Raw genomic sequence first — 25,267 nt, forward strand, 5'->3', positions numbered from 1 at the left:
GTTAGAGCAGACTATTTTTATTAATTTTATTCCATTAATAATTATACGATGTCAGAGAATAAAAATCTTGGTTTAAACACCATTTGCGCACATATTGGAGAAGTAAAAGACGAACAGTTTAAAGGTGCAGTTTCGCCTATGTATTTAAGCTCGTCATATGAGTACTTAGATGTTGACGTGAAGCGTTATCCTCGTTATTTTAATACACCAAACCAAGAGTATTTAGCTAAGAAAATAGCAGCATTAGAAAATACGGAATCGGCTATGATTTTTGGATCGGGTATGGCAGCTATAAGTACCATGTTTTTAGCATTTTTAAAGCAAGGTGATCATTTAGTTGTGCAAAATACCTTGTATGGAGGAACTGTAAATTTTATAAAGGAAGAATTTCCTAAATATGGAATTGAGTATACCTTTACAAATGGTTATAAGGTTGAAGATTTCGAGGCTGTAATTCAAAGTAATACAAAATTAGTTCATATTGAAACGCCATCTAACCCCTTATTAACTATCACAGATATTAAGGCGATAGCCAAGTTAGGAAAATCTAAAGGCATCTTAACCTCTATAGATAATACATTTGCGTCACCTGTTAATCAAAAACCTATGGACCTAGGCATAGATATGGTTATGCACTCAGCAACCAAATATTTTGGAGGACATAGTGATATTTGTGCAGGCGCAGTAGCAAGTTCAGCAGAACATATAGAACGCATTTGGAATGTTGGAAAAAATTTAGGAGGAAGCCTTAGTGATATGACCGTTTGGATGTTAGAACGCAGTATGAAAACTTTAGGATTACGCGTAAAAGCTCAGACTAAAAATGCTTTAAAATTAGCCATATGGTTGAATAAGCACCCAAATGTTTCAAAAGTATATTATCCAGGATTAAAATCACATCCAGAATATAAATTAGCAAAATCCCAAATGAGTGGATTTGGAGCTATGCTATCATTTGAGTTGGTAGATGGTTTAGATTCTCAAAAATTTCAAAAGGCTTTACAACTAATAAAATCTTCAATGAGTTTGGCAGGCGTAGAGAGCACAGTCGTATCTCCACATTTAACGTCTCATGCTTTATTAACTCAAGAGGAACGCGATGCTGTTGGTATAACCGATCAGTTAGTACGTTTCTCAGTTGGTATTGAGACTATTAAAGATTTAAAGAAAGATATCAATCAAGCTATTGAGAATGCATAATAAAGAGTTGAATTAAAATTGTCTTATTTAATAATTTTGAGATAATTTTTATGTTTTCTCTTTCCTTGAGTCAAATTTTAAATTAAGCTGAATCGATAGTCTGTTATAACTTTTCGTTTTAAAAGAATGTCTTGCATAACCAAATTCTGCTTTTATATTTTTATTAAAATTCACGCCTAGTCCAGAAAATATTCTGTTTTGCTGAAAATCGAATTCATTTAAATAAAAGTGAATTTCATCATAAATTGAAACATAAAATGTATCATTTATTGGGATTTTTGATTTAAATCTATAGCGTAGTCTATGCTTCAAGATAGTTTCAGTTTCATATTCTAAAAACCGTTGTTCTAATCTAAATCGTTGTGATAATTTTATAGAATTTAATTTGTGATTAAATACTAATTGCTCTAAAATTCTATGTTCTTTAGTATGAGGCGTGTCATTGATTTCAAAAAAGGAATCAATATCACCATAAGCGTAACCTATTCCTATTGAGGTTTTAGTATTTAAATGATATTTTGCACCAACAATAGCCAATAGTAAATGAGATCGTTCTGCTGGCAACTCATAATTCCAACTTGTTAAAGAACCAAATACGCTGTATTTATCGCTAATTCTGTTTGATAAGGTTATTTCGTACCAAGACCCTAATTCCTGCTCTCCAGTGCTTTGTGCTTCTAACTGAATTTGGTTAAATATAATGGCAACTAAAATAAATATGTATTTTTTCATAATTCTATATGTAATAAAAAAAGAGCCCATTTAAGGGCTCTTTTAGCTCATGGAAATTTAAATATGATCGTGTAAATGATGATGTTCATCAATTAGCGGTCCACCTTCTATGATTTGTTCTGAAGCTTCACTTGCGAACTTTTCAAAATTTAGATGAAATGAATGCGCCAGTTGTATTGATTTGCTGATATATTGTCCTTTGTCTTCCCAAGTGTTCATAGGATCTAATAAATTATCTGGTACGTTAGGACAAGATTTTGGCATAAATAATCCGAAAATAGGATGCTGATTATACTCTACATTATCTAATTCGCCATTAAGAATAGCCGAAATCATAGCTCTTGTATACTTTAATTTTATACGTGCACCAATGCCATAAGGGCCAGCACTCCAACCGGTATTTATGAGCCAAACATTAACACCTGCATCTTGCATTTTTTTACTTAGCATCTCAGCATAAACAGAAGGATGCAAAGGCATAAATGGTTCGCCGAAACATGCAGAGAATGATGGAACAGGTTCTGTAATACCAGCTTCTGTACCAGCAACTTTTGCCGTATAACCAGAAATAAAATGATATGCTGCTTGACCAGGAGTTAATTTTGAAACAGGAGGTAAAACACCAAAAGCATCTGCCGTTAAAAAGAAAATATTCTTAGGATTACCTGCATATGATGGGTTTTGAATATTATCTATATGATAAATAGGATAGCTTACACGCGTGTTTTGTGTAATGGTACTGTCCATATAATCAACGTCTCCATTTTCTTTGAAAACAACATTTTCAAGAATAGCTCCGGGTTTAATAGCTCTAAAGATATCAGGTTCTTTATCTTCAGATAGGTCAATAACTTTAGCGTAGCAACCTCCTTCAAAATTGAAGATAGTGTTGTTTGCTGTCCAGCCATGTTCATCATCTCCAATTAACTTTCGTGTAGGATCTGCAGAAAGTGTGGTTTTACCAGTACCAGATAATCCAAAGAAAATTGCAGTATCTCCAGCTTCACCAACGTTGGCAGAGCAGTGCATTGGTAAAACATTTTTCTCAACTGGAAGAATAAAATTTAAAGAAGAAAATATTCCTTTTTTAATTTCGCCAGTATAGCCAGATCCACCGACTAAAGCAATTTTTTTAGAAAAATTAAGAATTGAAAAATTACCCTGTCTTAAGTCTACTGCTTTAGGATTTGGTGCCTCATAACCTGGCGCACAAAGTACTAACCAGTCTTCCTCAAAATTTTCTAATTCGGAGTCCTCTGATCTTAAAAACATATTGTAAGTAAACATGTTAGACCAAGGATATTCAGTAACTGTTCTCACATTAGTTTTAAATTCTGGATCTGCACAGACATATGCATCTCTAACATAAATTTCTTTTTCACTTAAAAAGTTGACAATTTCCGCTTGTAAATGATCAAAATTTTCTGGAGATATAGCCTTATTGGTTTTTCCCCACCAAACTTTGTTTTCTGTGTAATCATCTTTTACTATAAAACGATCTTGAGGAGATCGACCAGTAAATTTCCCTGTGTTGATTGCTAAAGTTCCGTTAGCTGTTTCTGTTCCCATTCCTTTTTTTACAGTAATGGCTTGTAACTCTTCTGGACTTAAATTCCACTTTGCAATGGCATTCTTTATTCCATACTTTGTTAAGTCTCTAGACTTTCTTGCTGATGTGTTTAATAAAGTTTCCATGATAATATTTTTTTAATTCGACATTCGATTTAAAACGGCCATATTAATGGCACTAATAATAATGAGGTTATTAAGAAGAGTAGGAGCAATGGCGCACCTACTTTTAAATAGTCCATAAATTTGTATCCACCTGCAGTCATAACCATAGCATTAGTTGTGGTTCCAACAGGTGTTAAAAAGGCTGTTGAAGCGCTAATAGCAACTACTATCATAAATGGAGCTGCTGAAATATTAAGAGAGTTTGCAGCAATAATTACAATAGGAGCCATAAGTACTGCAGTCGCAGAATTGTTAATTACTTGACTAAATGATGTGGTTAGTAAAAAAACGCCAGCAAGCAATACAACAGGATGTAAACTCCCTAGAGTACTTACTAAGCCATTAGCAATAAGTTCAGCTGTTCCGGTTTTTTGAAGCGCAATTCCCATTGGTATCATTGCGGCAATCATTACCACGCTAATCCAACTAATACCTTTGTAAGCTTTAGCAATAGGAACACAGCCTGTGATAAGTATAATACCTGCGGAAATTAACGAAGCAATCGCACCAGGAACTATTTTAAAAACTAACATTACAATCATTAGAACTAACGATAATAAAGCGATATAGGATTTAGTTGTTAGGTTAGTTACCGTTTTTGCCATGCCTTCTGGACTACCACAAATTACTAAATGTTCATAATGCTTTTTTAGATCATCAATAGCACTCCATTCACCACGAATTAAAAAGGCATCACCAGCTTTAACAGTAATTTCATTTCCTATTAATGGGCTATTATTTCTAGATGCAGCCATTAACTGTACATTGTAGCGTTCAAATAAGTGACTCGACTTAATTTTTTTACCAACCCAAGCAGATTGAGGTGTAACCAATACTTCCGTCATACCAACTTCTTGATTAATTAAGTTGTCACGTAGTTCATTCTCAATAGGATCTAATGGTAATAGCCCTAATCTAAATGTTATCATTAAAGCATTTATAGCTTCAGTATCACCTTTAACGGTAATAATATCGTGATATAAAAATTCAGTATCATCTGTAGGTAATTCAATAAATGGACTATTGCCTTTTAAACGATTAGGATGTCTACGTTTAATACGAAGAATTGAAACACCATGTTTGTTTTCAAAATCCCAATCGCCAAGTTTTGTATTTAAAAAAGGAGACACAGATCTCACTCTTAATCTGTAATATTCACCGTCTACTTTATAGGCCTCAATCCATTGGTGTAATGTTGTACTAATGTTTACAGGTTTGTTATTTGTTTTATTCTTTGGTAATAATTTATAGCCAATAAATCTAAAATAGAGAAGTGCTATTATTAAAAGTGGAAGGCCAATAAGTCCAAATTCAAAAAAAGAAAAACCTTCTAAACCACTTTCTATCATTGTATTATTTACAATAATATTTGGTGGTGTACCAGTTAATGTAAGTAAACCACCAGTGTTAGAACCAAATGCAACAGGCATTAATAACTTTGAAGGCAACGTGCCTATACTCCAAGCAGAAGCAATTGTAACAGGCATTAATGTCGCTACAGTACCAGTATTACTAACTACTCCAGAGAGTAAACCAGACCCTAATGTTGTGATAAGTAAAAGCTTTACTTTACTTTTTCCAGCTAGTTTTATAAATTTTTCTCCTGCTAAGGCTGTCCAACCTGTTTGAGATAGTCCTTCACCTATAATAAATAAAGCAGCAATCATAATTACGGTAGGGTTGCTAAAGCCACTCAATGTTTCTGGCAAATCTAAAATGCCAAAAATGAAAAGACTTAACATTGAAATAAGCGCGATAATGTCTGGTGTAAATTTTCCCCAAATAAAAAGTGAAATAGTGATGACTAGGATGGCTATCATTAAGCTCATAAGGATTTTGTTTTTCTGATTACAGTGTAAAGGTAGAGTCATAAAAAGCCAATAATTATGACGAAAGTCATACTTTAGTGCTATTGCGATTTTTTCATTTTTACATAGCGATTTTTGAAAAAACGACAGTTTATATTAAACGAAACCGATTGCGAAATAAAAACAAAGCTGTTTTTTATCTACTTTTTAATATTTTTGATAATTAGAAATAGTTAAATGATGAGAAAAAGATCTATACGTATGGTATTTGATGCTTCATTTAACTTCACAATTAAGATAAGAAAGAATGAAATTAGACATATTAGCCATTGGAGCTCATCCTGATGATGTTGAGTTAGGATGTGGTGCAACATTAGCAAAAGAAGTTTCTAATGGTAAGAAAGTTGGGATTATTGACTTAACTAGAGGCGAATTAGGAACTAGAGGCACTGCAGAAACGAGAGATAAAGAAGCAGCAGATGCGGCTAAAATTTTAGGAGTTCATTCTCGAATTAATATGCGTTTTGCTGATGGTTTCTTTGTCAATGATAGACAACATCAGTTAGAGCTTATTAAGATGATTCGTTTTAATAAACCAGAGGTTATTATTTGCAATGCAGTTGATGATAGGCATATTGATCATCCTAAAGGCAGCCAATTAGTCAGTGATGCTTGTTTTTTAAGTGGATTAAAAAAGATTGTAACTACTTATAATGATGAAAAAACTGAACAAGAGCCTTGGCGACCAAAAACGATTTATCATTATATTCAATGGAAAGATCTTGAACCAGATGTAGTTGTAGATGTTACAGGTTATATGGATAAAAAGGTTGATGCAGTATTGGCTTATAAAACTCAGTTTTTTGATCCAGATAGTAAAGAACCAGAAACACCTATCTCAAGTAAGAACTTTACAGATAGTGTAGATTACCGAGCAAGAAATTTAGGGCGATTAATTGGAGTGGAACATGCTGAGGGTTACACTGTTGAGCGCTATGTTGCAGTAGATTCATTATTTGACTTAAAATAAGTTAAAAAACACTTTGTAGAAAAATGTAAATATTTTACATTTGCAATCCAATTTAAAATGGTGGTTGTAGCTCAGCTGGTTAGAGCGTCGGTTTGTGGTACCGAAAGTCGCCGGTTCGAACCCGGTCTTCCACCCAAAAGACAAAGCTTCTCTGAAAAGAGAAGCTTTTTTTGTTAATATAACTTAGCATAAAAAAAAGCCCTTCAAATAAATGAAAGGCTTTAATAAGTGAGACGCACTATATATTTTATTCGCTTGCTTTATCAACTACTATTCTTTCTGCTCTATTAGCAACTTCCCAAGCCGTGTAAAAGACAAAGCGTGTTCTTGTTTCTAATAAATCGTATTCAATCTTATCTGCAGTATCTGAAGGTTGGTGGTAATCATCATGTGTACCATTGAAATAAAAAATTACTGGAATATTATTTTTGGCAAAATTATAATGATCTGATCTGTAATAAAAACGATTAGGATCATTATCATCGTTGAATTTATAATCTAATTCCATATTAACGTACTTGCTATTCGCTTCTTCAGAAATAGTATGAAGCTCTGAACTCAATTTATCACTTCCAATTAGATAGATATAGTTTCTTGTTCCAACTTTACGTTTAGGATCTGTTCTACCAATCATATCAATATTTAGGTCGGCAACTGTGTCTTCAAGTGGAAAAATAGGATCGTTATCTGCATAATGCTTAGACCCTAGTAATCCTTTCTCTTCTCCAGTAACATGTAAGAAAAGCATAGTTCGTTTAGGACCATGGCCATCTTTTTCTGCTTTTTTAAAGGCTTCAGCAATTTCTAAAATAGCAACAGTACCAGATCCATCATCATCTGCGCCATTGTATATTTCTCCATTCTTAATACCTTCATGATCTAAGTGCGCAGAGATGATTATAATCTCATCTGGTTTTTCAGAACCTTTAATGTAAGCCACAACATTTTCTGATACAATGGACTCAGATTGATTTTCAACATCTAAATTCACGTTTACATTTAGAAACATTGGTGCAGAGTTTTCAGTGATTTTTGGATAAAGTGCATGAGCTAAATTTTCATCAATCATTAACATTAATAATTTATCTGTATCACTTTTTAATGATAATCTACCAGTTGCTCCAGATGCTGCTTGTCTTTGATAATAAGGCGCATATCTTGGGAACGATTCGCTATCTAAATATAATAGCGCTTTTGCTCCATTGGCTTTCGCTGCTTCTCGTTTGCTAGATATAGCTTGACGACCATTAGTCCATTTTGTGTTTTCTGTTTTCCCAGATGTAATATAATTTCCTAAGCTGTCTTTAGGTTCACCAGCTTTCGCAAGTACTATTTTGTCTGTAACATCTATGTTTTTGTAGTCGGAATAGGTCGCATCATCAATACCATAGCCTACAAAAATAATTTCGTCAGCAGAGATATTTATGCTACTTGAAGCAGCCAAAACAATTTGGTCTTTATAGCTTTCATATGATTTTCCATTTACACTAACTTTTGCTTGTGATACTCTTTGTTTCTCTAATGGAACCTCTTGAAAATAATCTTCACCACCAAGTGGCGAAGGAATGTCCAATGCTTGATACTTTTCCTTTAAATATTCAACAGCCATTTTCTGACCTTTTTCCCCAGTATTTCTACCTTCAAACTCATCTGAAGCATATTTATAAAGCATTGTTTTTAGCTCCTCTGATGTTATGGTTGAAGCGTATTCAGCCGGATCAACGTTTTCTATTTCGTTAACCTGTGAATTAGATTTTTTATTTGATGAGCTGCCACAACCGAGAAAGAGTAGTGTGCTAAATCCAAGAATTAATAGTTTTTTCATTTGTTTTATATTAAATAGTTTTATCAGATTGAATACTTTGTTCAATAAACAAAATAAGGAATTTGATTTAGATGACTTCTACAGTTAAGCGTTCAGCAGAATTTGCCAAATACCAAGCTGTTGCAAAAATTAATTTTGATCGCTTTTCTAAAAGTGGGTAATTAATTTTATCAGCTGTATCTGTTGGTTTTGTATAATCTTCATGCTCACCATTAAAAAAGAATATTACTGGGATTCCTTTTAAGGCAAAATTGTAGTGATCTGATCTGTAATAGTATTGATTAGGATCATTATCATCATTGTATTTATAATCTAAATTGAGATTAGTAAAGTCAGAATTTGCTTTTTGAGCAATAAAATCTAATTCTGTACTCATTTTGTCTGAGCCAATAAGGTAAATATAGTTTTCATCATTTTTGTGTCTAAGGTCAACGCGACCAATCATATCAATATTTAACGTAGCAACGGTATTTTCAATTGGAAATATTGGATTCTCTGTGTAATATCTAGAGCCATGTAATCCAACTTCTTCAGCTGTAACGTGAAGAAATACAACACTGCGTTTTGGTCTAAAACCATCTTTAATTGCTAAACTAAATGCTTCTGCCATTTCAATAACTGCTGCCGTGCCAGAGCCATTATCATCTGCACCATTATATATTTCTCCGTTTTTTACACCTTCGTGATCTGAGTGTGCGGCAATGTAGATATACTCGTCAGGAAATTCAGATCCTTCTATGTAAGCAATTATATTTTGAGATGCATTAAGGTCATTTGGTAGAGCTTCTTTTGGTACAGTTTGATAGTAATCGAGATTTGTAGTAGGAGGTAATATGTTAAGATATTTATATTGATCTCTAATATAATTACAAACGTCATTATGACCTTCTTCCCCTGTCATTCTACCATTGTATTTGTCAGAAGAGACTTCAACTACATGTGTTTTTAAATCGTCTTCAATTATGGTATTGAGGTATTTGGTTACAACCGCTTTATCTTTAAAAGAGATATTGTTTTTAAGATTGTCAATTTTTTCACTATGTCGAATTGTTGCGCAAGAACCAACAAGAATAAGTGCAGAGGCAATGAGTGTTTTCATCCTTTTTTTATACTGTTTTAAAAGGTTGTGCTGCAAAAAAATAGATTAAAATTCCCCTCGAAATCAATAGAAATAACAGCAAGTTATATAGATTAAAATAATTTAGGTAAATGTAAGATAAATAGGTTGAAGTAGTTGTCTGTGTTTAATAGAAATTTTAGCATTAATTCAATCTGTTTTTCTTCGTAATTATATCAGCGTTGTCCACAGCGTCTTCTTCATTATCGTCAGCAGAAATTTCAATTTGTTCTGATTCTAATTCCTCTACTGGAATAATTACATTTTTATAAATCGTTAGACTTAAAGATATGATTACTAATAGAAATATATATTGAATAGGTTTTGTTTTTACTTTCTCTTTTTTAGAAAGGAATAAAACCACGATACCACATGCAAAAGCAATTACAATTGGTGCTGTAGCGAAGTTATAATAACTCGAAGCAGATAAAATGGTTGCTATTATAGCAGAAATAAACCCTAGTACTATTATTACTTTTTTCATGATTATATGTTTTTAATGTTAATGAAACAGTGACAGTAAAACTTATAAGTGATTCTAAAACTGAATAATCTGTAAATTTAATAATTAACTCATCACTTTTTATGCCGAACATCTAAATAGGATCTATTTTCTGACCTATTATTTCTATAAGTTGGCAAAAATTATTTTTTTTTGAAAAAACTATTAAAAATGTTTGCCGAGAACAAAAAGGCTTTTATATTTGCAGCCGCTAAAGGAGAGTTGGCAGAGTGGTCGAATGCGGCAGTCTTGAAAACTGTTGAGGGTCACACCTCCAGGGGTTCGAATCCCTTACTCTCCGCAAAAGAAAACCCATAACGAAAGTTATGGGTTTTTTGCATTATATATAATAGTGATTTTATCGGATCAATTACACGGCTCCCGTAAAGGCAGCTATTAAACCTGTCATAAAAAGCAACAAAATAATTCCTAAGCCTAAAACATATATTTTAATAAGTGTATTCTGATTAGTTTTAATAGGACTAAAGTAATTCTGAAAAAAAGGAATACTAATTGGAATAAAAATTAACAGTAATGTAAAAGGTATTGATTTCACAAAGGTTGCTGCTGCATTATTCTTTTTTACATAAATAGCTCTAGCCGAATAATGACATATTATTGGGTATAAAACCAAGAGTCCTACAAAATTTATAGTTTCACGCGCAGCATACATGATCCACGTATAATCTTGATTAATATTACTTATAAAATTGATAAGAAAATCATAAGAAAGGTTAAAAACTAAATAGAATAAAAATAATCCAAATGCTAAATGAAACCATTTAATTGGTAAACCTAATTTTAATTCCGCTACTGATTTTGCTGCTGCTCTAAGCCATAAAAACCAAAATAAAATAATGAATAAGAACAGAATAAAAATACCATATTCTATAGCAGTAACAATTCTATTATAGATTTCAGAATCAAAAGAATTTAAACGACTGACTAAAGTCAATGAAGTATGTGCAAGCGCAAGAATTAAAGGATAAACTATTAAATACGTAGCTAACTTCTTTGAAGTTAAATTTAAAATGTAATTAGATATGTTTTGCATTAAAATTGAGTACTAAGTTTTTAGTTGGGTTACTTTATAAGATTTATCCTTTTATTTTATTCGCTTCGGCATAAGGTAAAGCAACATCCATTAATTTAGTATATAATTCTAAATATTTTTCTAAATGATGTTTATCTAATTCTGAAATGGCATCATTAACTATAGATTCAGAAGCGTTACAATCTATGAGATTTGCTATATGTAAATACTCTTTTTGATAGATTTCTAAAGTAAATTCGTGTAAATTTAAAGATGCTTCAATCATAGCGTCAGTGCTTGCTGTTTTTTTTAAACCCTGTATTTTATTTATATTTTTTTCAATATTACTAATAACATATGTTTCTATATGAGGTACTAATTTATCTTGAGTAACCCATTCACCGTTTTCATTTTCAATAATTAAGGCATTTTGCTTTATTAACGTTCTAAAATTTTGAAAATCTTTAGATCCGAAGTCACTGAACAAATTAGTATATACGGTGGTGTATTCAAAATAATTCTCAGGAGTTGTACTAAATCCGCAAGATTGAATAATTAGAATTAATACAATTAGGGTAGATATTTTCGTTTTCATGTGATTAAAATTTCCATTTTTATTACTGTACAAAACTATCAGTAGAAGATCTCTTTCAATACCCTGAAAACCGTTAATTTGAATTTGGTTTTCAGTAGTATTTACGTTTAACTTACTAATTAGTAGCTTATCGATTCTTAATAAAGATGAAACTTTAAACCATCATATTATTTTAAATTTAAAATCATTTGTTTTAATTTTAGCCTATAATTATTTAGATAACAGTGTTTTAATGGGTATTGTGGTTTAATGTTGAGTTCAGTTTACAACATTAGAAAACGTAGAAGTTTATGGTCAAATAAAATTTATAAAATGAAAAAAATTATTAGTTTTTTAAGTTTATTCCTAATTGTTGCGTCAAGTTATGCGCAAAGTAAAAAAACAGAAAAGGCGGATAAACTTTTTGAAAGCTATCAATATATAGATGCTATAAATCAGTATCTTAAATTGACACATACCAATGAAGCGAATGCATATGTTTATAAGCAATTGGCAGATAGTTACTATAATGTTTTTAATATTGAAGAGGCATCTAAATGGTATAAAAAAGCAGTAGAAGTTAACCAAGATGCAGAGACTTACTATCGTTATGCGCAAGTTTTGAGATCTTTAGGAGATTATGAAGCAGCTAATAAGCAAATGGATAGTTTTGCCAAATTGATGCCTAATGATCAACGTGCAATTTCACATTTGTCAAATCCAGACTATATACCAATGCTGGCAGATATTTCAAAGGCATTTAATGTAGAAAACATAGCTATTAATGATGAGAATCAAAGTGATTTTGGAGCTGTATTATCTAATGAAAATGTATTGTATTTTGTGAGTTCTAGGCAAGTCGCAAGTAAAAAAGATAATTGGACAAAACAACCATATTTAGATATTTATCAATCGACTAGAAATGCAGATGGAACTATGTCTCAACCAAAACAGATTTCAGAATTAAATACAAGTTATCATGATGGACCTTTAACCATAAGTGCAGACGGGAAAACAATGTATTTTTCGCGAGATGGCCATAGTGAAGGTGCTTATAAAAAAATTAAAAAGAAACGTTTAAAATTAGCACAGCAAGGCTTGTATAAGGCAACGCTTGTAAACGGTAAATGGAGTAATATCATAGCATTACCAATAAATAGTAATGAATATACTGTAACACACCCAAGTTTAAGTAAAGATGGTAAAACTCTATATTTTGCCTCAAATATGGAAGGTGGTTTAGGTGATACAGATATTTGGAAAATTAGTATAGATGGAGATTCTTATGGAAAGCCAGTGAACTTAGGGAAAAGTGTTAATACATCAGGTAAGGAAGGTTTTCCATCAATTACAGATAATGATGTATTATATTTTGCTTCATTAGGGAAACAAGGTTTTGGAGGATTAGATATATTCAAATATGATTTAAATAGTATTGAAGATGCTGTTAATTTAGGTAGTTCTGTAAATACTAATAAAGACGATTTTGCATTTAGTTTAAATTCAAAATTGAAAGTGGGTTATTTTTCTTCTAATCGATCAGGAGCAGATAATATTTATATGGCGATACCTATTTGCCAGTTTGAAACCGTAGCAATAGTAAAAGATGCTGAAAGCTCTAAAATTTTATCAGGAGCAAAGATTGCAATTTTAGATGATCAACATAACCAAATCGCAACGCAAGCGACAGATGCAGCTGGTAAAACTAGCTTCAATGTGAGCTGTGAGAATGCATATTCTATTAATATTACCATGGACGGTTATCAAACCGCATTTTATAGAGTAGAGGAGTCAGAAGGAGAAGATATTGTGATCAAAGCGAATTTAAAACTCATAAATGAAATGATCACTGAAACCGAAGTAAAGCTAAATAATATTTACTTTGAGTTCAATAAAAGTAATATTACGCTTCAAGGTGCTTCAGAATTGAATAAACTGGTTAAGATTATGACAGATTATCCTGATATGAAAATTTTAGTGCGTTCGCATACAGATTCTAAAGGTCAGGCTGAATATAATTTAAAGTTATCAGAGAAAAGAGCACAAGCAACAGTGCAATACTTAATATCCAAAGGTGTTAGTGAAGAAAGATTGTCTGCAAAAGGTATGGGAAGTTTAGAGCCTAAAATAAATTGTAAATCTAATTGTACAGATGAACAAGATGCTGAAAATAGACGTTCGGAATTTTTGATTGTAAAAGAATAGATATCTAAAATTAATGTAAGTTTAATTATTACTAAATCCTTCACCAAGCTGACAACTTAAAATGAATCCATGCGCATTTCCTAATGGCGAATTGTTTGTAGCTAAGTTATAATTATAAATCAATCTAAAATTGTTAAATAAGTATAAGCCTGCAATAAAGTTATATGAATTACTTGTTCTGTAACCAGCTCCAAGTTCAAATTGATTTTTAAAACTTACGGCAACATTAATATCGGCTTGTAATGGAGCACCATTTTCATATTTTAATAATACATTTGGTTTTATCATTAAGTCTTGAAATCTGTTGTTATATATGCGGTAGCCAAGGTAGCCATAATAGGTGTTGGTAATATTTATACTCTTGTCTGCTACTAATGCATCACCAACAACATTAGGAGAAGAAATGCCAACATAAAAGGTGTTGTGATTAAATAAAAAACCAAAACCTATTGTTGGTATAGTTGAGTTTATATTTTGAGCGAAAACCTCATCGTCAATGATACCTAATTCTGTTAGGTTATCTTGGTATTGTTGTAAGCCAACTGAAGCACCAAAAGACAACACTCCAGGATGGTAGTTCTGCCAATACGGACGATTACTGTCAAAATCGAAATAAATTTTGTAGGCATAAGTTGCAAAAAAACGTGTTGACGTTGTTACGCCAATTTCATCTCTAGAGATACCAGCACCAATACCAGCTTTCTTCTCATTTATAGAGCCATGTCCACTGAGAGCAAAACTCTTAGGGCTTCCTTCAAATTGATTGAAATATCCCGAATTACTTATTGAAAACTCGGTATTTGATGTCATGCCAGCATAAGCCGCATTTATAATAAATGGATTGTAATTATACTCCGAAAACAAAGGTGTTTGCTGAGCAAATATGGTATTAAACATTGAACATGCTAATCCAATAATAATTATTAGAGTGGTGGCTTTTTTTCTGAAAATCATTTAATTATCTTTTAATAATTACGTAACCTTTTAAGGTTTTAAAATTATGTTCACCACTAATAGAGAACTGAAAAAAGTAGGTTCCATCAGGAAGATTTCCTGCACCCATTTTCGTTTTTTTATTGGCTACACCTCTAAAAACGTTAGACGTATTATTGTAATCGTCAATTTCAAATACTAAATCTCCCCATCTGTTATAAATAGATACGGTATTGTTAGGATGGTCTTCTATGCCAACAATGTTCCAAAAATCGTTAACACCATCACCATTAGGAGAGAAGCCATACTTAACATCGTTCTTAGGAATTTTGAGTGTTGTAAAACTACTTTCAGTACAGTTTTCGGCTTCACCGTTTATGTTATAAGGAATTATTGTAACGTAATAAGTTGTAATACTTTCCAAATCATCATCAAAACTATATGAGGTAGTTTGCCCTACGTCTAAATAATTTAAAATATCTGTACCACCAACAGTTGTGCCTATGGCGAGTAAATAACCATCAGCATTATAAATGTCTTCCCATGCTAACTGGGATTCTACTGCTACATCTGTTTCACCATCAAAAGGAGCAATGAGGTATGTACATAGTGGTACTTTTACAATGCTAAAGCTTTCTGAGGTACAACCTAGAGCTTCCACAGTGTCATTAACAGGAATGATGGTTACATTTACGACTTCATTATTTTCAAATAGATTTGAAAAATTATAGAATGTTTCAGACGTTTCAAAAGCTGTAACGTTATTACTTAAAGTTCCAGTGATAGTAATTTTATAAGATGTTGCATTAGAAACAGCATTCCAAGTGATTTGATTTAAATCAATGACCACATCAGTTTCTCCATTGATTGGACTCGTAAGGTTTGTACAATTTGGTGTTTCTGGAATAATAATAAAACTTTCAGATGTACAACCAGTAGCTTCAACGGTATCATTCACAGGAATTATAGTAACCGAAACAACTTCCTCATTTACGAACACATTTGTGAAATCATAATACGTATTTGTAGTTTCAAAATTTGTGACATTGTTATTAGTAGTACCAATAATTGTGACCTTGTAACTTGTTGCAATGTCAACAGCATTCCATGTGATTTGGTTTAAATCTACAGCAACTTCAGTTTCGCCATTAATTGGACTTATAAGATTTGTACAACTTGGTGTTTCAGGAATAATAGTAAAACTATCCGACGCACAACCCGAAGCTTCCACAGTACCATCAATAGGAATTATTGTTACGGTAACAACTTCGTTATTTACAAATGGATTAGTAAAATTATAAAAGGTATCAGTCGTTTCAAAATCTGTAATATCATTATTTACAGTTCCAGAGACACTAACTTTATATAGTGTCGCATTGGCAACTGTGTTCCATATTATTTGGTTTAATGTTGTTTCAATATTTGTATCGCCATTTAAAGGACTAGAAAGGTTTGCACAACTTGGTGTATCAGGAATAATAGTAAAACTTTCAGATGTACAACCAGTACCTTCAACGGTGTCATTAACCGGAATAATGGTAACTGTAACAACTTCGTCATTTGTAAACGTATTAGCGAAATTGTAAAAAGTATCAGTAGTAGAAAAATCGGTTATGTTATTATTTGCTGTTCCAGTAATGGTTACGTTATAGGACGTTGCATTTGTAGCAGCATTCCATGTGATTTGATTTAAATCTACAGCAACTTCAGTTTCGCCATTAATAGGACTTGTGAGATTTGTACAACTTGGTGTTTCAGGAATAATAGTAAAACTTTCCGACGCACAACCCGAAGCTTCCACAGCACCATCAATAGGAATTATTGTTACGGTAACAACTTCACTATTTACAAACGGATTACTGAAATTATAAAAGGTATCAGTCGTTTCAAAATCTGTAATATCATTATTTGCAGTTCCAGAAATAGTTACTCTATAAAGTGTTGCATTGGCAACTGAACTCCATGTTATTTGGTTTAATGTTGTTTCAATATTTGTGTCGCCATTTAAAGGACTCGTAAGGTTTGTACAACTTGGCGTGTCAGGAATAATAGTAAAACTTTCAGACGCACAACCAGTAGCTTCAACAGTGTCATTAACAGGAATAATGGTAACTGCAACAACTTCGTCATTTGTAAACGTATTAGCGAAATTGTAAAAAGTATCAGTAGTAGAAAAATCGGTTATGTTATTATTCGCTGTACCAGTAATGGTTACGTTATAGGACGTTGCATTTGTAGCAGCATTCCATGTGATTTGATTTAAATTTACAGCAACTTCAGTTTCGCCATCAATTGGACTTATAAGATTTGTACAACTTGGTGTTTCAGGAATAATAGTAAAACTTTCCGACGCACAACCAGAAGCTTCCACGTTATCATCAATAGGAATTATTGTTACGGTAACAACTTCACTATTTACAAACGGATTACTGAAATTATAAAAAGTGTCAGTCGTTTCAAAATCTGTAATATCATTATTTGCAGTCCCAGAAATAGTCACTCTGTAAAGTGTCGCATTGGCAACTGTATTCCATGTTATTTGGTTTAATGTTGTTTCAATATTTGTATCGCCATTTAAAGGACTAGCAAGATTTGCACAATTTGGTGTATCAGGAATAATAGTAAAGCTTTCAGACGCGCAACCAGTAGCATCAACTGTTCCATTAACAGGGATAATGGTAACCGTCACAACTTCATCGTTTGTAAACGTATTAGCAAAATTGTAAAAAGTATCAGTAGTAGAAAAATCGGTTATGTTATTATTCGCTGTACCAGTAATGGTTACGTTATAGGACGTTGCATTTGTAGCAGTATTCCATGTGATTTGATTTAAATCTACAGCAACACCATTGGCCCCATCTAAAGGGCTAGTTAGGTTTGTACAGTTAGGGGCTTCAGGAATAATCGTAAAACTTTCCGAGATACAACCTGATGCATTTTCAGTAGCATTAAAAGGAATTATGCTAACGGTTACAACTTCTCCATTTACAAAAGCATTAGTAAAATTATAGAAGGTATCAGTCGTTTCAAAATTAGTAATATCATTATTTACGGTGCCTGAAATGGTTACGCTGTAGGATGTCGCATTTGCAGCAGTACTCCACGTAATTTGATTTAAAGTAGTAACAATATCAGTATCACCATTACTAGGACTTGTAAGATTAGTACATGCAGGTGTTGTAGAAATTGGGTCTTCAGTAATAAAAATTTCTTCATTACAACCAGTTGCATCACCAATTGAATTGTATGGTATGATAGTCACATAATAAGTCCATGTATTTTGAAGGTCATTCGGTATATCGTAAGTCGTCATATTTCCGACATCAATACTGTTGGCTATTTCAATTCCTCCAGTTGTAGTACCTATGCTAATTAAATATCCAGTGGCATTTGCTACAGCATTCCAAGAAATATTTGTATCAATGGGAACATCTATACTATTGTTAAGTGGATTTATTAAGTTGGTGCATAATGGTGCTGTAGGAATAGTTTGTGTCGTAAAATTTTCAGTTGCGCAACTACTAGCATCGCCTTCATCATTATAAGGTGTAATTGTTACTTCTATTAGTGTCTCTTCTGGTAAATCCGTTGATAAATCATAGGTATTTACATTTCCAACATCCTCATTATTTACAATTACGATGCCTCCAGGGTTTGTAACTACAGTTAACCTATAGCCATTAGCATTAATTACAGGAGACCAACTTATGTCTGTTTCAACTTCAACTTCTGTAGCGTCATCTAATGGTAAAGTAAGATTTGTACACTCAGGAATTGTTGCAGGATTAGAAGAGATTGTAAAACTTTCTTCAGTACATGGTCCTACAGCATCACCAGTATCATTAAATGGAATTATTGTAACAAATACCGTTTCTCCTCCAGTAAAATTGGTTGGGAATTGATACGTTGTGACATCGCCTAAGACTTCATTAATTACAGTTCCACTTGGTTGAATTGTGATTTCTAAGCGGTAGCCATTAGCAAATAGAACATCTTCCCATGTTAAATTGGTGTTTACAGGTACATCAGTAGCGCCATTTAATGGCAAAATTAACTGGGTACATTCTGGAATAGGGCAATCTAGTATATCTCCAAGAATGTTCCATCCGTAATTGTCTATTATACTTTGTCGTTGTTGTAAAGCATCACAATACAATAAATTATCCGCTCCAAGAGTTAATCCTGGTGTTAATGTAAGGTCTGACCAAGCAATTAATGATGCATCATAATTTTCTCTAGATAATCCTGAATCATCTAACATATTGGTTGCATTAGTGATATTACTTATATCCCAATCCACTAAATTCTGGTTAAAGGCAGAAGCATCTCTAAACATACTTCTCATGGTAACCGTACCAATATTCCATGCATCCATAGATTGGTTATAAGAAATAGCATCCCTAAACATATTCTCCATATTCTCAACACCAGTGACTCGCCAATTGTTAAGCGTTTGATTAAATGCAGTGGCACCATAAAACATATTTTTCATGGTTAATACTTGGCGTACATTCCAGCTATTTATTGCACTATCAAAGGCAATTGCATCTTCAAACATACCTTCCATAGTGGTTACAGAGGCAACATTCCAACTATCCATTGTTTGGTTGTAAGTTGAAGCTTCCATAAACATTTCTTCCATATTGGTTACAAACGAAACATCCCAAGCATCTATTTCTTGATTAAAAGATGTAGCAGCTTTAAACATTTCTTGCATTGTGAGCACTTCTCCAGTATCCCAATTATTTAAAGGTTGGTTAAAGTCAGTTGCTTCCTCAAACATGGACATCATATTGGTAACAGAAGCGACTGTCCAACTATCTATTGGATTGTTAAAAATTATAGCACCTTTAAACATAGCATCTGTAAGCGTAACAGAACTTACATCCCAAGAACTTAAAGGTTGATTAAATGCAATGGCATCTTCAAACATAGAAGACATTGTAGCTACAGCACTAACATCCCAGTTATTTATTGGTTGATTAAATATTGAAGCGTCTTCAAACATAGACGTCATGTTTACAACAGAATTTACATCCCATTGATTTAGTGGCTCATTAAAAACGGAAGCATTTTGAAACATACTAGAGGTATTAATAACATTAGTTACATTCCAATTATTTATATTTTGGTTGAATGAGGTTGCACTTCTAAACATTGAATACATGTTGGTAACTGATGATACATCCCATAAATCTAATGGTTGGTTAAATGCAGATGCATTATAAAACATACTACTCATGGTAATTACATTGCCAACATCCCAATTATTTACAGGCTGATTAAACGATGAAGCACCATAAAACATACTGCTCATAGTAATTACATTGCCAACATTCCATCCGTTTATAGGTTGATTAAATACAGTGGCGGATCTGAACATTTCATTCATATCAACGACGTTGCTTACATCCCAATTACTAATTTCTCCATTAAAATCAGAAGCGCTGTAAAACATTTCTTCCATGCTAGTTACACTACTAACATTCCAATTATTTAAAGGTTGATTAAAAACAGCAGCACGCTCAAACATACTGCTCATATCAGTTACATTACTCACGTCCCAACTATTTAATGGTTGATTAAAAGCATCTGTACCTTCAAACATTCTATTCATATCTGTAACACTAGATGTATCCCAATTATCAATATTTTGATTAAATACATCTGTACCAAAAAACATTAAAGACATATTAGTAACATTACTAACATCCCAATTATCTAAAGGTTGGTTGTATAAATTTGTAACACCAAACATGGCATACATATTAGTAACATTACTAACATTCCAAGCGTTTATGTTTCCATTAAAGTTGTAGCACGTAATAAACATTCTACTCATGTCTGTGACATTGGTAAGGTTAGGAGTATCGGTGGCATTGTATTCCATATTATCACAACCGGCAAAAGCGCCTTGCATCGATTCCCAAACTTGAGTTCCCCATTGGTCTATTGTTAATAGTTTGTAACCATCACTATAGAATTCTTCATGTCTTGGTGCAGGGAAATCGCCAATAATACTAACCGTGTAAACACCAGGTATTAAATAGGTATGTGTTATATCTCCAGTGACATTGTTATTATATTGTCCGTCGCCCCAATCAATTGAGAAATCATAGGTTATTCCTGATCTTGTTTGTATTTCTAATTGGTTTATAGGTGTTGTAAACGTACCGTCTAGCAGTTGCGTATCGTATGTTAGTTTAAAAGCATCAGGACTATTAACCCAACTTTCTACGGTTTTAAAATAGATTTCGTCGCAATCGGTTGCTGGACCTTCGTCATTATATGGTATTACGGTTACAAATACATTGTCACCAGGAAGAAATTCGTTGGTAAAAGTGACACTCACAACATTACCAACATCTTCATTGTCAAAAATAATTTGAATGATGTTGCCCATATCATCTTCTCTTCGGATACTAATAATATAGCCTGTAGCATTTGGAGCAGGATCCCAAATAATGTTTGAGTTGGCAGGTACATTCGTGTCGCCATCAATAGGCGAAATAATTGATGTACATAATACGTACGAGCAGTTAACACTATCTCCTGTAATATTCCAATTGTGAATATCAATTAGATCTTGCCTTTCTTCTAAGCTATCACAGTAGGTAAGTGATGATGCACCTAATGAAACATTACTTTGAACGGTTTGAGCAGCCCAGCCGATAAGCGTATTATCATAATTCTCTAAAGTTAAATTTGAATTACTTAACATGTTAGTCATGTTTGTTACGCTAGTAATATTCCAAGTAGCTAAATTTTGATCAAATAGACTTGCACCATTAAATGTGCTAGACATATTTGTTACGTTACTAACATCCCAATTATTTAATGGTTGATTAAATAGAGGTGCATTATTAAACATGCTATTTATGTTTGTAAGAGCACCAGTGTTCCAATTGTTTAATGGTTGATTAAATTGTGCAGCTTGATAGAACATACTCGCCATATTAGTGACTTGAGAAACGTCCCAATTTTCAATAAGTTGATTAAAGGCAGGCGTTAAATAAAACATACCAGACATGGTTACGACGTTAGTAACATTCCAACTAGCAATAGGTTGGTTAAAGTCACATCGTCTAAACATGTAACTCATGTCTGTAACATTAATAGTATTCCATAAATCTAGCGGTTGATTAAAACTTGAACCACCAAAGTTTCCGTCAAACATGGAGTGCATAGTCGTTACATTTCCAACATCCCAATTGTTTATAGGTTGATTAAAAATAGTAGCTCTCTCAAACATGCTAGACATATTTGTAACTTGACTAACATTCCAGTTGTTTAACGGTTGATTAAATGAACCTGCTTCATTAAACATATTTGACATATCCGTAACACTCCCAACATTCCATATCTCAACAGGCTGATTAAAATCATCTGCATCATCAAACATACCAGACATATTAGTAACGTTACTCACATCCCAATTATCTAATGGTTGGTTGAAATTGTTAGCATCCTCAAACATTTCAAACATATCAGAAACATTGGCTACATTCCATGAATTAATAGGCGAATTATAATTTGAAGCGCCACTAAACATGCGTTGCATTGTAGTAACCTGATTTACACTCCAATTATCTATATTTTGGTTAAAATCATAGGCTTCTCTAAACATACTTGCCATATCTGTAACGGATGAGGTGTTCCAACTATCTAGAGGTTCATTAAAATTTCTAGCATTATAAAACATTTCAAACATGTTGTTAACAGTACTCACATTCCAGCTATCTAAAGGTCTATTAAATGTTACTGCACTAGCAAACATGCCAGATAAATTCGTTATTGTTATAGTATTCCAGTTATTAACGATTCCATTGAAGCTGCTACAATTCCTAAACATGTTCTGTAAACTTGTAACTTGGGATAAATCTGGAGAACTAATCGCATCAAAATTTAGATTACTACAACCCCAAAATGCATTTTCCATGCTTTGCCATTGAATATTTCCCCAATCAAGAATCTCCTCAATTTTTAGTCGATCTCCTGTGTTATTAAAATAAATTTGAGGAAAGGTTCCCGATATATTTATAGTATACGTGCCTGGTGAGGCATAAGTGTGTGTAATATTGCCAGTGACATTAGTGTCTGTATTACCATCGCCCCAATTTATTGTGTAATCATAGGTGTAGGCTGGGTTTGTTGGAATCTCAATTTGGTTATCTAACGTAGAATTAGTTTCCGTGTTTGCAGTATTCCAGATGGCACTAAAGTCTTGACTAAAAGTGTTTAAACTAAACGCTAGAACTAGAATTAATATGAGGTTTTTATTCATTTTTATTGAAATCTTGTTTCTAAATAAAATCGGGTTTTTCGACTTTTCTAAAACTTAGCAATATCGACAAACATACAAAAAAATACGATAAACGGTTAGTATTCTTAAGGTTTTACTTGTAATAAACCTTAAATGTAAATTGTCCTATTATCATTTCTTTCCATTAATAGTCTTTCTCAATATGAAAAAACGCATTGTACGATATAAATGCAACATATGTACTCATATGTTTTACGTTACAAATTTAAATTGGAATATAATTCTGTAATACCCTGAAAACCGTTAAATTTTAAAATTATGAACTAAAGTAGTTTAAGTTAATAATTGAGGTCGTTTGTGAAATTCGGCAATTGATAATTCCTTATTTTTGTTAAAAAGAATAGAATGTCTGTCATAGAAAAATTAAAATGGCGCTACGCGACAAAAAAGTTTGACTCTAAAAAGAAACTTTCTAAAGAGCAACTAAAAACTTTAAAAGAAGCCTTTAATCTAACGGCTTTGTCCTATGGATTACAAACACTAAAAATGGTGGTTGTTCAAGATGATAAACTAAAAGAAAAATTAGTTGATGTATCTTATGGTCAGCGTCAAGTCGTAGATGCATCTCATGTATTGGTTTTATGTATACAGACTAAGATTGATGAAAATGATGTAGATGCTCATTTTGAAACTATAAAATCTATAAGAAACACACCAGATTCTATTCTAGATCCTTTTAAAGCTCAGTTGCAGACAACTCTAAAATCTATGCCTTTAGAAAAAAAGATAGGTTGGGCTACAAGACAAGCCTACATTGCATTAGGTAACCTAATGACGGTTTGTGCAATTGAAGGCATTGATAGTTGCCCAATGGAAGGTTTTTTACCTGCAGAGGTAGACAATCTACTTAAATTAGATACCTACGGACTTAATTCTGTATTAATGCTTCCTGTAGGTTATAGAGCAGGCGATGATATGTTTGCTGGTTTAAAAAAAGTGAGAAAACAGGTGTCAGAAACTATAATAGATTTGTAGTCAGTTTCTTATTTTAAAACCTTCAAAATATTATATTTGTTTGTACAATTTTCAATTTATAAAACCAATTTAATATATGCCAGGATTTGAATTATTCAGTGATTTAGAACGAAAAGAAGTTAACGATGTTTTAGACAATGGTGTTTTAATGCGCTATGGTTTTGATGGCATGCGTAAAGGTCATTGGAAAGCAAAAGAGCTTGAAGCAGAATTAGCCACAACTTTTAATTCTAATCACGTTCAGTTAGTATCTAGCGGAACTGCAGCTGTTTCGGTGGCATTGGCTTCTGCAGGTGTTGGTGCAGGTGATGAGGTTATAATGCCAACATTTACGTTTGTAGCTAGTTTTGAAGCCATAATGATGTTAGGTGCAATTCCGGTTTTAGTAGATATTGATGATACACTAACCTTAGATCCTAAAGCTGTTGAAGCGGCTATTACGCCAAAGACTAAGGCTGTGATGATTGTGCAAATGTGCGGTTCTATGGGTAATATGGACGCCTTGAGTAAAATTTGTAATGACCACAATTTAGTTTTTGTTGAAGATGCATGCCAAGCCATAGGAGGCTCTTATAAAGGAAAACCATTAGGTAGTATCGCAGATTTAGGCTGTTTTTCTTTCGATTTTGTAAAAACTATAACTTGTGGAGAAGGTGGCGCAGTAGTTACTAATAATAAAGACTATTACATTAATGCTGATCATTTTAGTGATCATGGTCATGACCATGTAGGTAATGATAGAGGTGCAGAAACGCATCCCTTTTTAGGTTACAATTTTAGAATTTCAGAGTTACATGCAGCTGTAGGATTAGCACAAGTAAGGCGACTACCAGATTTTATAGCAATACAGAAAAGGAATTTTACAATCATAAAAAATGAATTAGCTAGAGTGCCTGGCGTAACATTTAGAACTGTGCCAGTTGGTGGAGAAGAGAGTTATGCTTTTTTAAATTTCTTTATGCCAGATTTAGATGGTGCTCAAAAAGTAATTGAAGCATTTAAAACAAATGGAATTGATGTCTGTTGGAATTATTATCAAAACAATTGGCATTACATTAGAAAATGGAACCATTTAAAGGATTTAAAATCTTTATATCCTATTTCTTCCGAAGTTAAAAAAGGATTAGAGTATCTTCAAACTAAATCTTTTGACCAATCCGATCACTATATCTCTCGTAATATTTCTTGTTTAATTAAATTATCATGGACAGAGGATGAGGTAAAATTAAGAGCTGAGAAAATGGCTCAACTGATTAAAGCTATTAATTAATTTATT

General features: G+C 32.7%; 15 protein-coding genes and 2 tRNA genes. 7 read left to right on the plus strand and 10 right to left on the minus strand.

Annotated features, from left to right (window positions below; genetic code table 11):
- The first annotated feature begins 48 nt into the window (after window positions 1–48).
- Entirely contained in the window at window positions 49–1,200 is a 1,152-nt protein-coding gene (locus tag Q0891_RS09470) for an aminotransferase class I/II-fold pyridoxal phosphate-dependent enzyme (RefSeq protein ID WP_299101040.1), read from the plus strand.
- A gap of 48 nt (window positions 1,201–1,248) precedes the next feature.
- Here Q0891_RS09470 and Q0891_RS09475 read toward each other — a convergent pair whose 3' ends face one another.
- Genes Q0891_RS09475 through Q0891_RS09485 form a run of 3 tightly spaced genes read right to left on the minus strand, consistent with a single transcriptional unit; the run spans window position 1,249 to window position 5,495 of the window.
- The gene (locus tag Q0891_RS09475; protein WP_299101043.1) at window positions 1,249–1,932 is read right to left on the minus strand and encodes a DUF2490 domain-containing protein; all 684 of its coding nucleotides are present in this window, start codon (window positions 1,930–1,932) and stop codon (window positions 1,249–1,251) included.
- Window positions 1,933–1,989: 57 nt separating this feature from the next.
- On the minus strand, window positions 1,990–3,627 hold the full coding sequence (gene pckA / locus Q0891_RS09480) for a phosphoenolpyruvate carboxykinase (ATP) (RefSeq protein ID WP_299101045.1): 1,638 nt from the start codon (window positions 3,625–3,627) through the stop codon (window positions 1,990–1,992).
- A gap of 29 nt (window positions 3,628–3,656) precedes the next feature.
- The gene (locus tag Q0891_RS09485) at window positions 3,657–5,495 is read right to left on the minus strand and encodes an SLC13 family permease (RefSeq protein ID WP_299101047.1); all 1,839 of its coding nucleotides are present in this window, start codon (window positions 5,493–5,495) and stop codon (window positions 3,657–3,659) included.
- Between the two features lie 286 nt (window positions 5,496–5,781).
- On the opposite strand from Q0891_RS09485, the gene bshB1 reads away from it, so the two are divergent.
- Entirely contained in the window at window positions 5,782–6,504 is a 723-nt protein-coding gene (gene bshB1 / locus Q0891_RS09490) for a bacillithiol biosynthesis deacetylase BshB1 (protein ID WP_299101049.1), read from the plus strand.
- Window positions 6,505–6,563: 59 nt separating this feature from the next.
- Window positions 6,564–6,639: transfer RNA gene (locus tag Q0891_RS09495), tRNA-His, on the plus strand.
- A 112-nt stretch (window positions 6,640–6,751) separates the two neighbouring features.
- Here the strand turns inward: Q0891_RS09495 and Q0891_RS09500 are convergent.
- The 3 genes from Q0891_RS09500 to Q0891_RS09510 all read right to left on the minus strand — a co-directional run bounded on the left by Q0891_RS09500 (window position 6,752) and on the right by Q0891_RS09510 (window position 9,930).
- Window positions 6,752–8,329 carry a M28 family peptidase gene (locus tag Q0891_RS09500; protein ID WP_299101051.1) on the minus strand — a complete coding sequence of 526 codons (1,578 nt, stop codon included), beginning with the start codon at window positions 8,327–8,329 and terminating at the stop codon, window positions 6,752–6,754.
- Between the two features lie 67 nt (window positions 8,330–8,396).
- Entirely contained in the window at window positions 8,397–9,428 is a 1,032-nt protein-coding gene (locus Q0891_RS09505; protein WP_299101053.1) for a M28 family metallopeptidase, read from the minus strand.
- 163 nt (window positions 9,429–9,591) lie between these two features.
- Entirely contained in the window at window positions 9,592–9,930 is a 339-nt protein-coding gene (locus Q0891_RS09510; RefSeq protein WP_299101055.1) for a hypothetical protein, read from the minus strand.
- A gap of 234 nt (window positions 9,931–10,164) precedes the next feature.
- Between Q0891_RS09510 and Q0891_RS09515 the strand changes: the two genes are divergently transcribed.
- Window positions 10,165–10,249 (plus strand) — tRNA-Ser (locus tag Q0891_RS09515).
- Window positions 10,250–10,318: 69 nt separating this feature from the next.
- On the opposite strand, the gene Q0891_RS09520 is transcribed toward Q0891_RS09515, so the two are convergent.
- Together Q0891_RS09520 and Q0891_RS09525 are read right to left on the minus strand one after the other, a co-directional pair.
- A complete protein-coding gene (locus tag Q0891_RS09520) occupies window positions 10,319–11,002 on the minus strand; it encodes a hypothetical protein (RefSeq protein ID WP_299101057.1) in 684 nt (227 codons plus the stop codon).
- Between the two features lie 43 nt (window positions 11,003–11,045).
- Window positions 11,046–11,576, minus strand: a complete 531-nt coding sequence (locus Q0891_RS09525) for a hypothetical protein (RefSeq protein WP_299101059.1) — start codon at window positions 11,574–11,576, stop codon at window positions 11,046–11,048.
- A 312-nt stretch (window positions 11,577–11,888) separates the two neighbouring features.
- Between Q0891_RS09525 and Q0891_RS09530 the strand changes: the two genes are divergently transcribed.
- Window positions 11,889–13,760, plus strand: a complete 1,872-nt coding sequence (locus Q0891_RS09530; RefSeq protein ID WP_299101061.1) for an OmpA family protein — start codon at window positions 11,889–11,891, stop codon at window positions 13,758–13,760.
- A 21-nt stretch (window positions 13,761–13,781) separates the two neighbouring features.
- Here Q0891_RS09530 and Q0891_RS09535 read toward each other — a convergent pair whose 3' ends face one another.
- Window positions 13,782–14,714: a PorP/SprF family type IX secretion system membrane protein gene (locus Q0891_RS09535; protein WP_299101063.1), complete on the minus strand. Its 933-nt coding sequence runs from the start codon at window positions 14,712–14,714 to the stop codon at window positions 13,782–13,784.
- Between the two features lie 4 nt (window positions 14,715–14,718).
- A complete protein-coding gene (locus tag Q0891_RS09540) occupies window positions 14,719–22,977 on the minus strand; it encodes a BspA family leucine-rich repeat surface protein (protein ID WP_299101065.1) in 8,259 nt (2,752 codons plus the stop codon).
- Between the two features lie 384 nt (window positions 22,978–23,361).
- Here Q0891_RS09540 and Q0891_RS09545 point away from each other — a divergent pair, with 384 nt between their 5' ends.
- Window positions 23,362–23,991 (plus strand): NAD(P)H-dependent oxidoreductase, encoded by a 630-nt coding sequence (locus tag Q0891_RS09545; protein WP_299101067.1) that lies wholly within the window; start codon window positions 23,362–23,364, stop codon window positions 23,989–23,991.
- Between the two features lie 76 nt (window positions 23,992–24,067).
- The gene (locus tag Q0891_RS09550) at window positions 24,068–25,261 is read left to right on the plus strand and encodes a DegT/DnrJ/EryC1/StrS aminotransferase family protein (protein ID WP_299101069.1); all 1,194 of its coding nucleotides are present in this window, start codon (window positions 24,068–24,070) and stop codon (window positions 25,259–25,261) included.
- The last annotated feature ends 6 nt before the right edge of the window (window positions 25,262–25,267 follow it).

It is taken from the genome of uncultured Winogradskyella sp. (assembly GCF_947498005.1).
In the GTDB taxonomy this organism is placed as follows: domain Bacteria; phylum Bacteroidota; class Bacteroidia; order Flavobacteriales; family Flavobacteriaceae; genus Winogradskyella.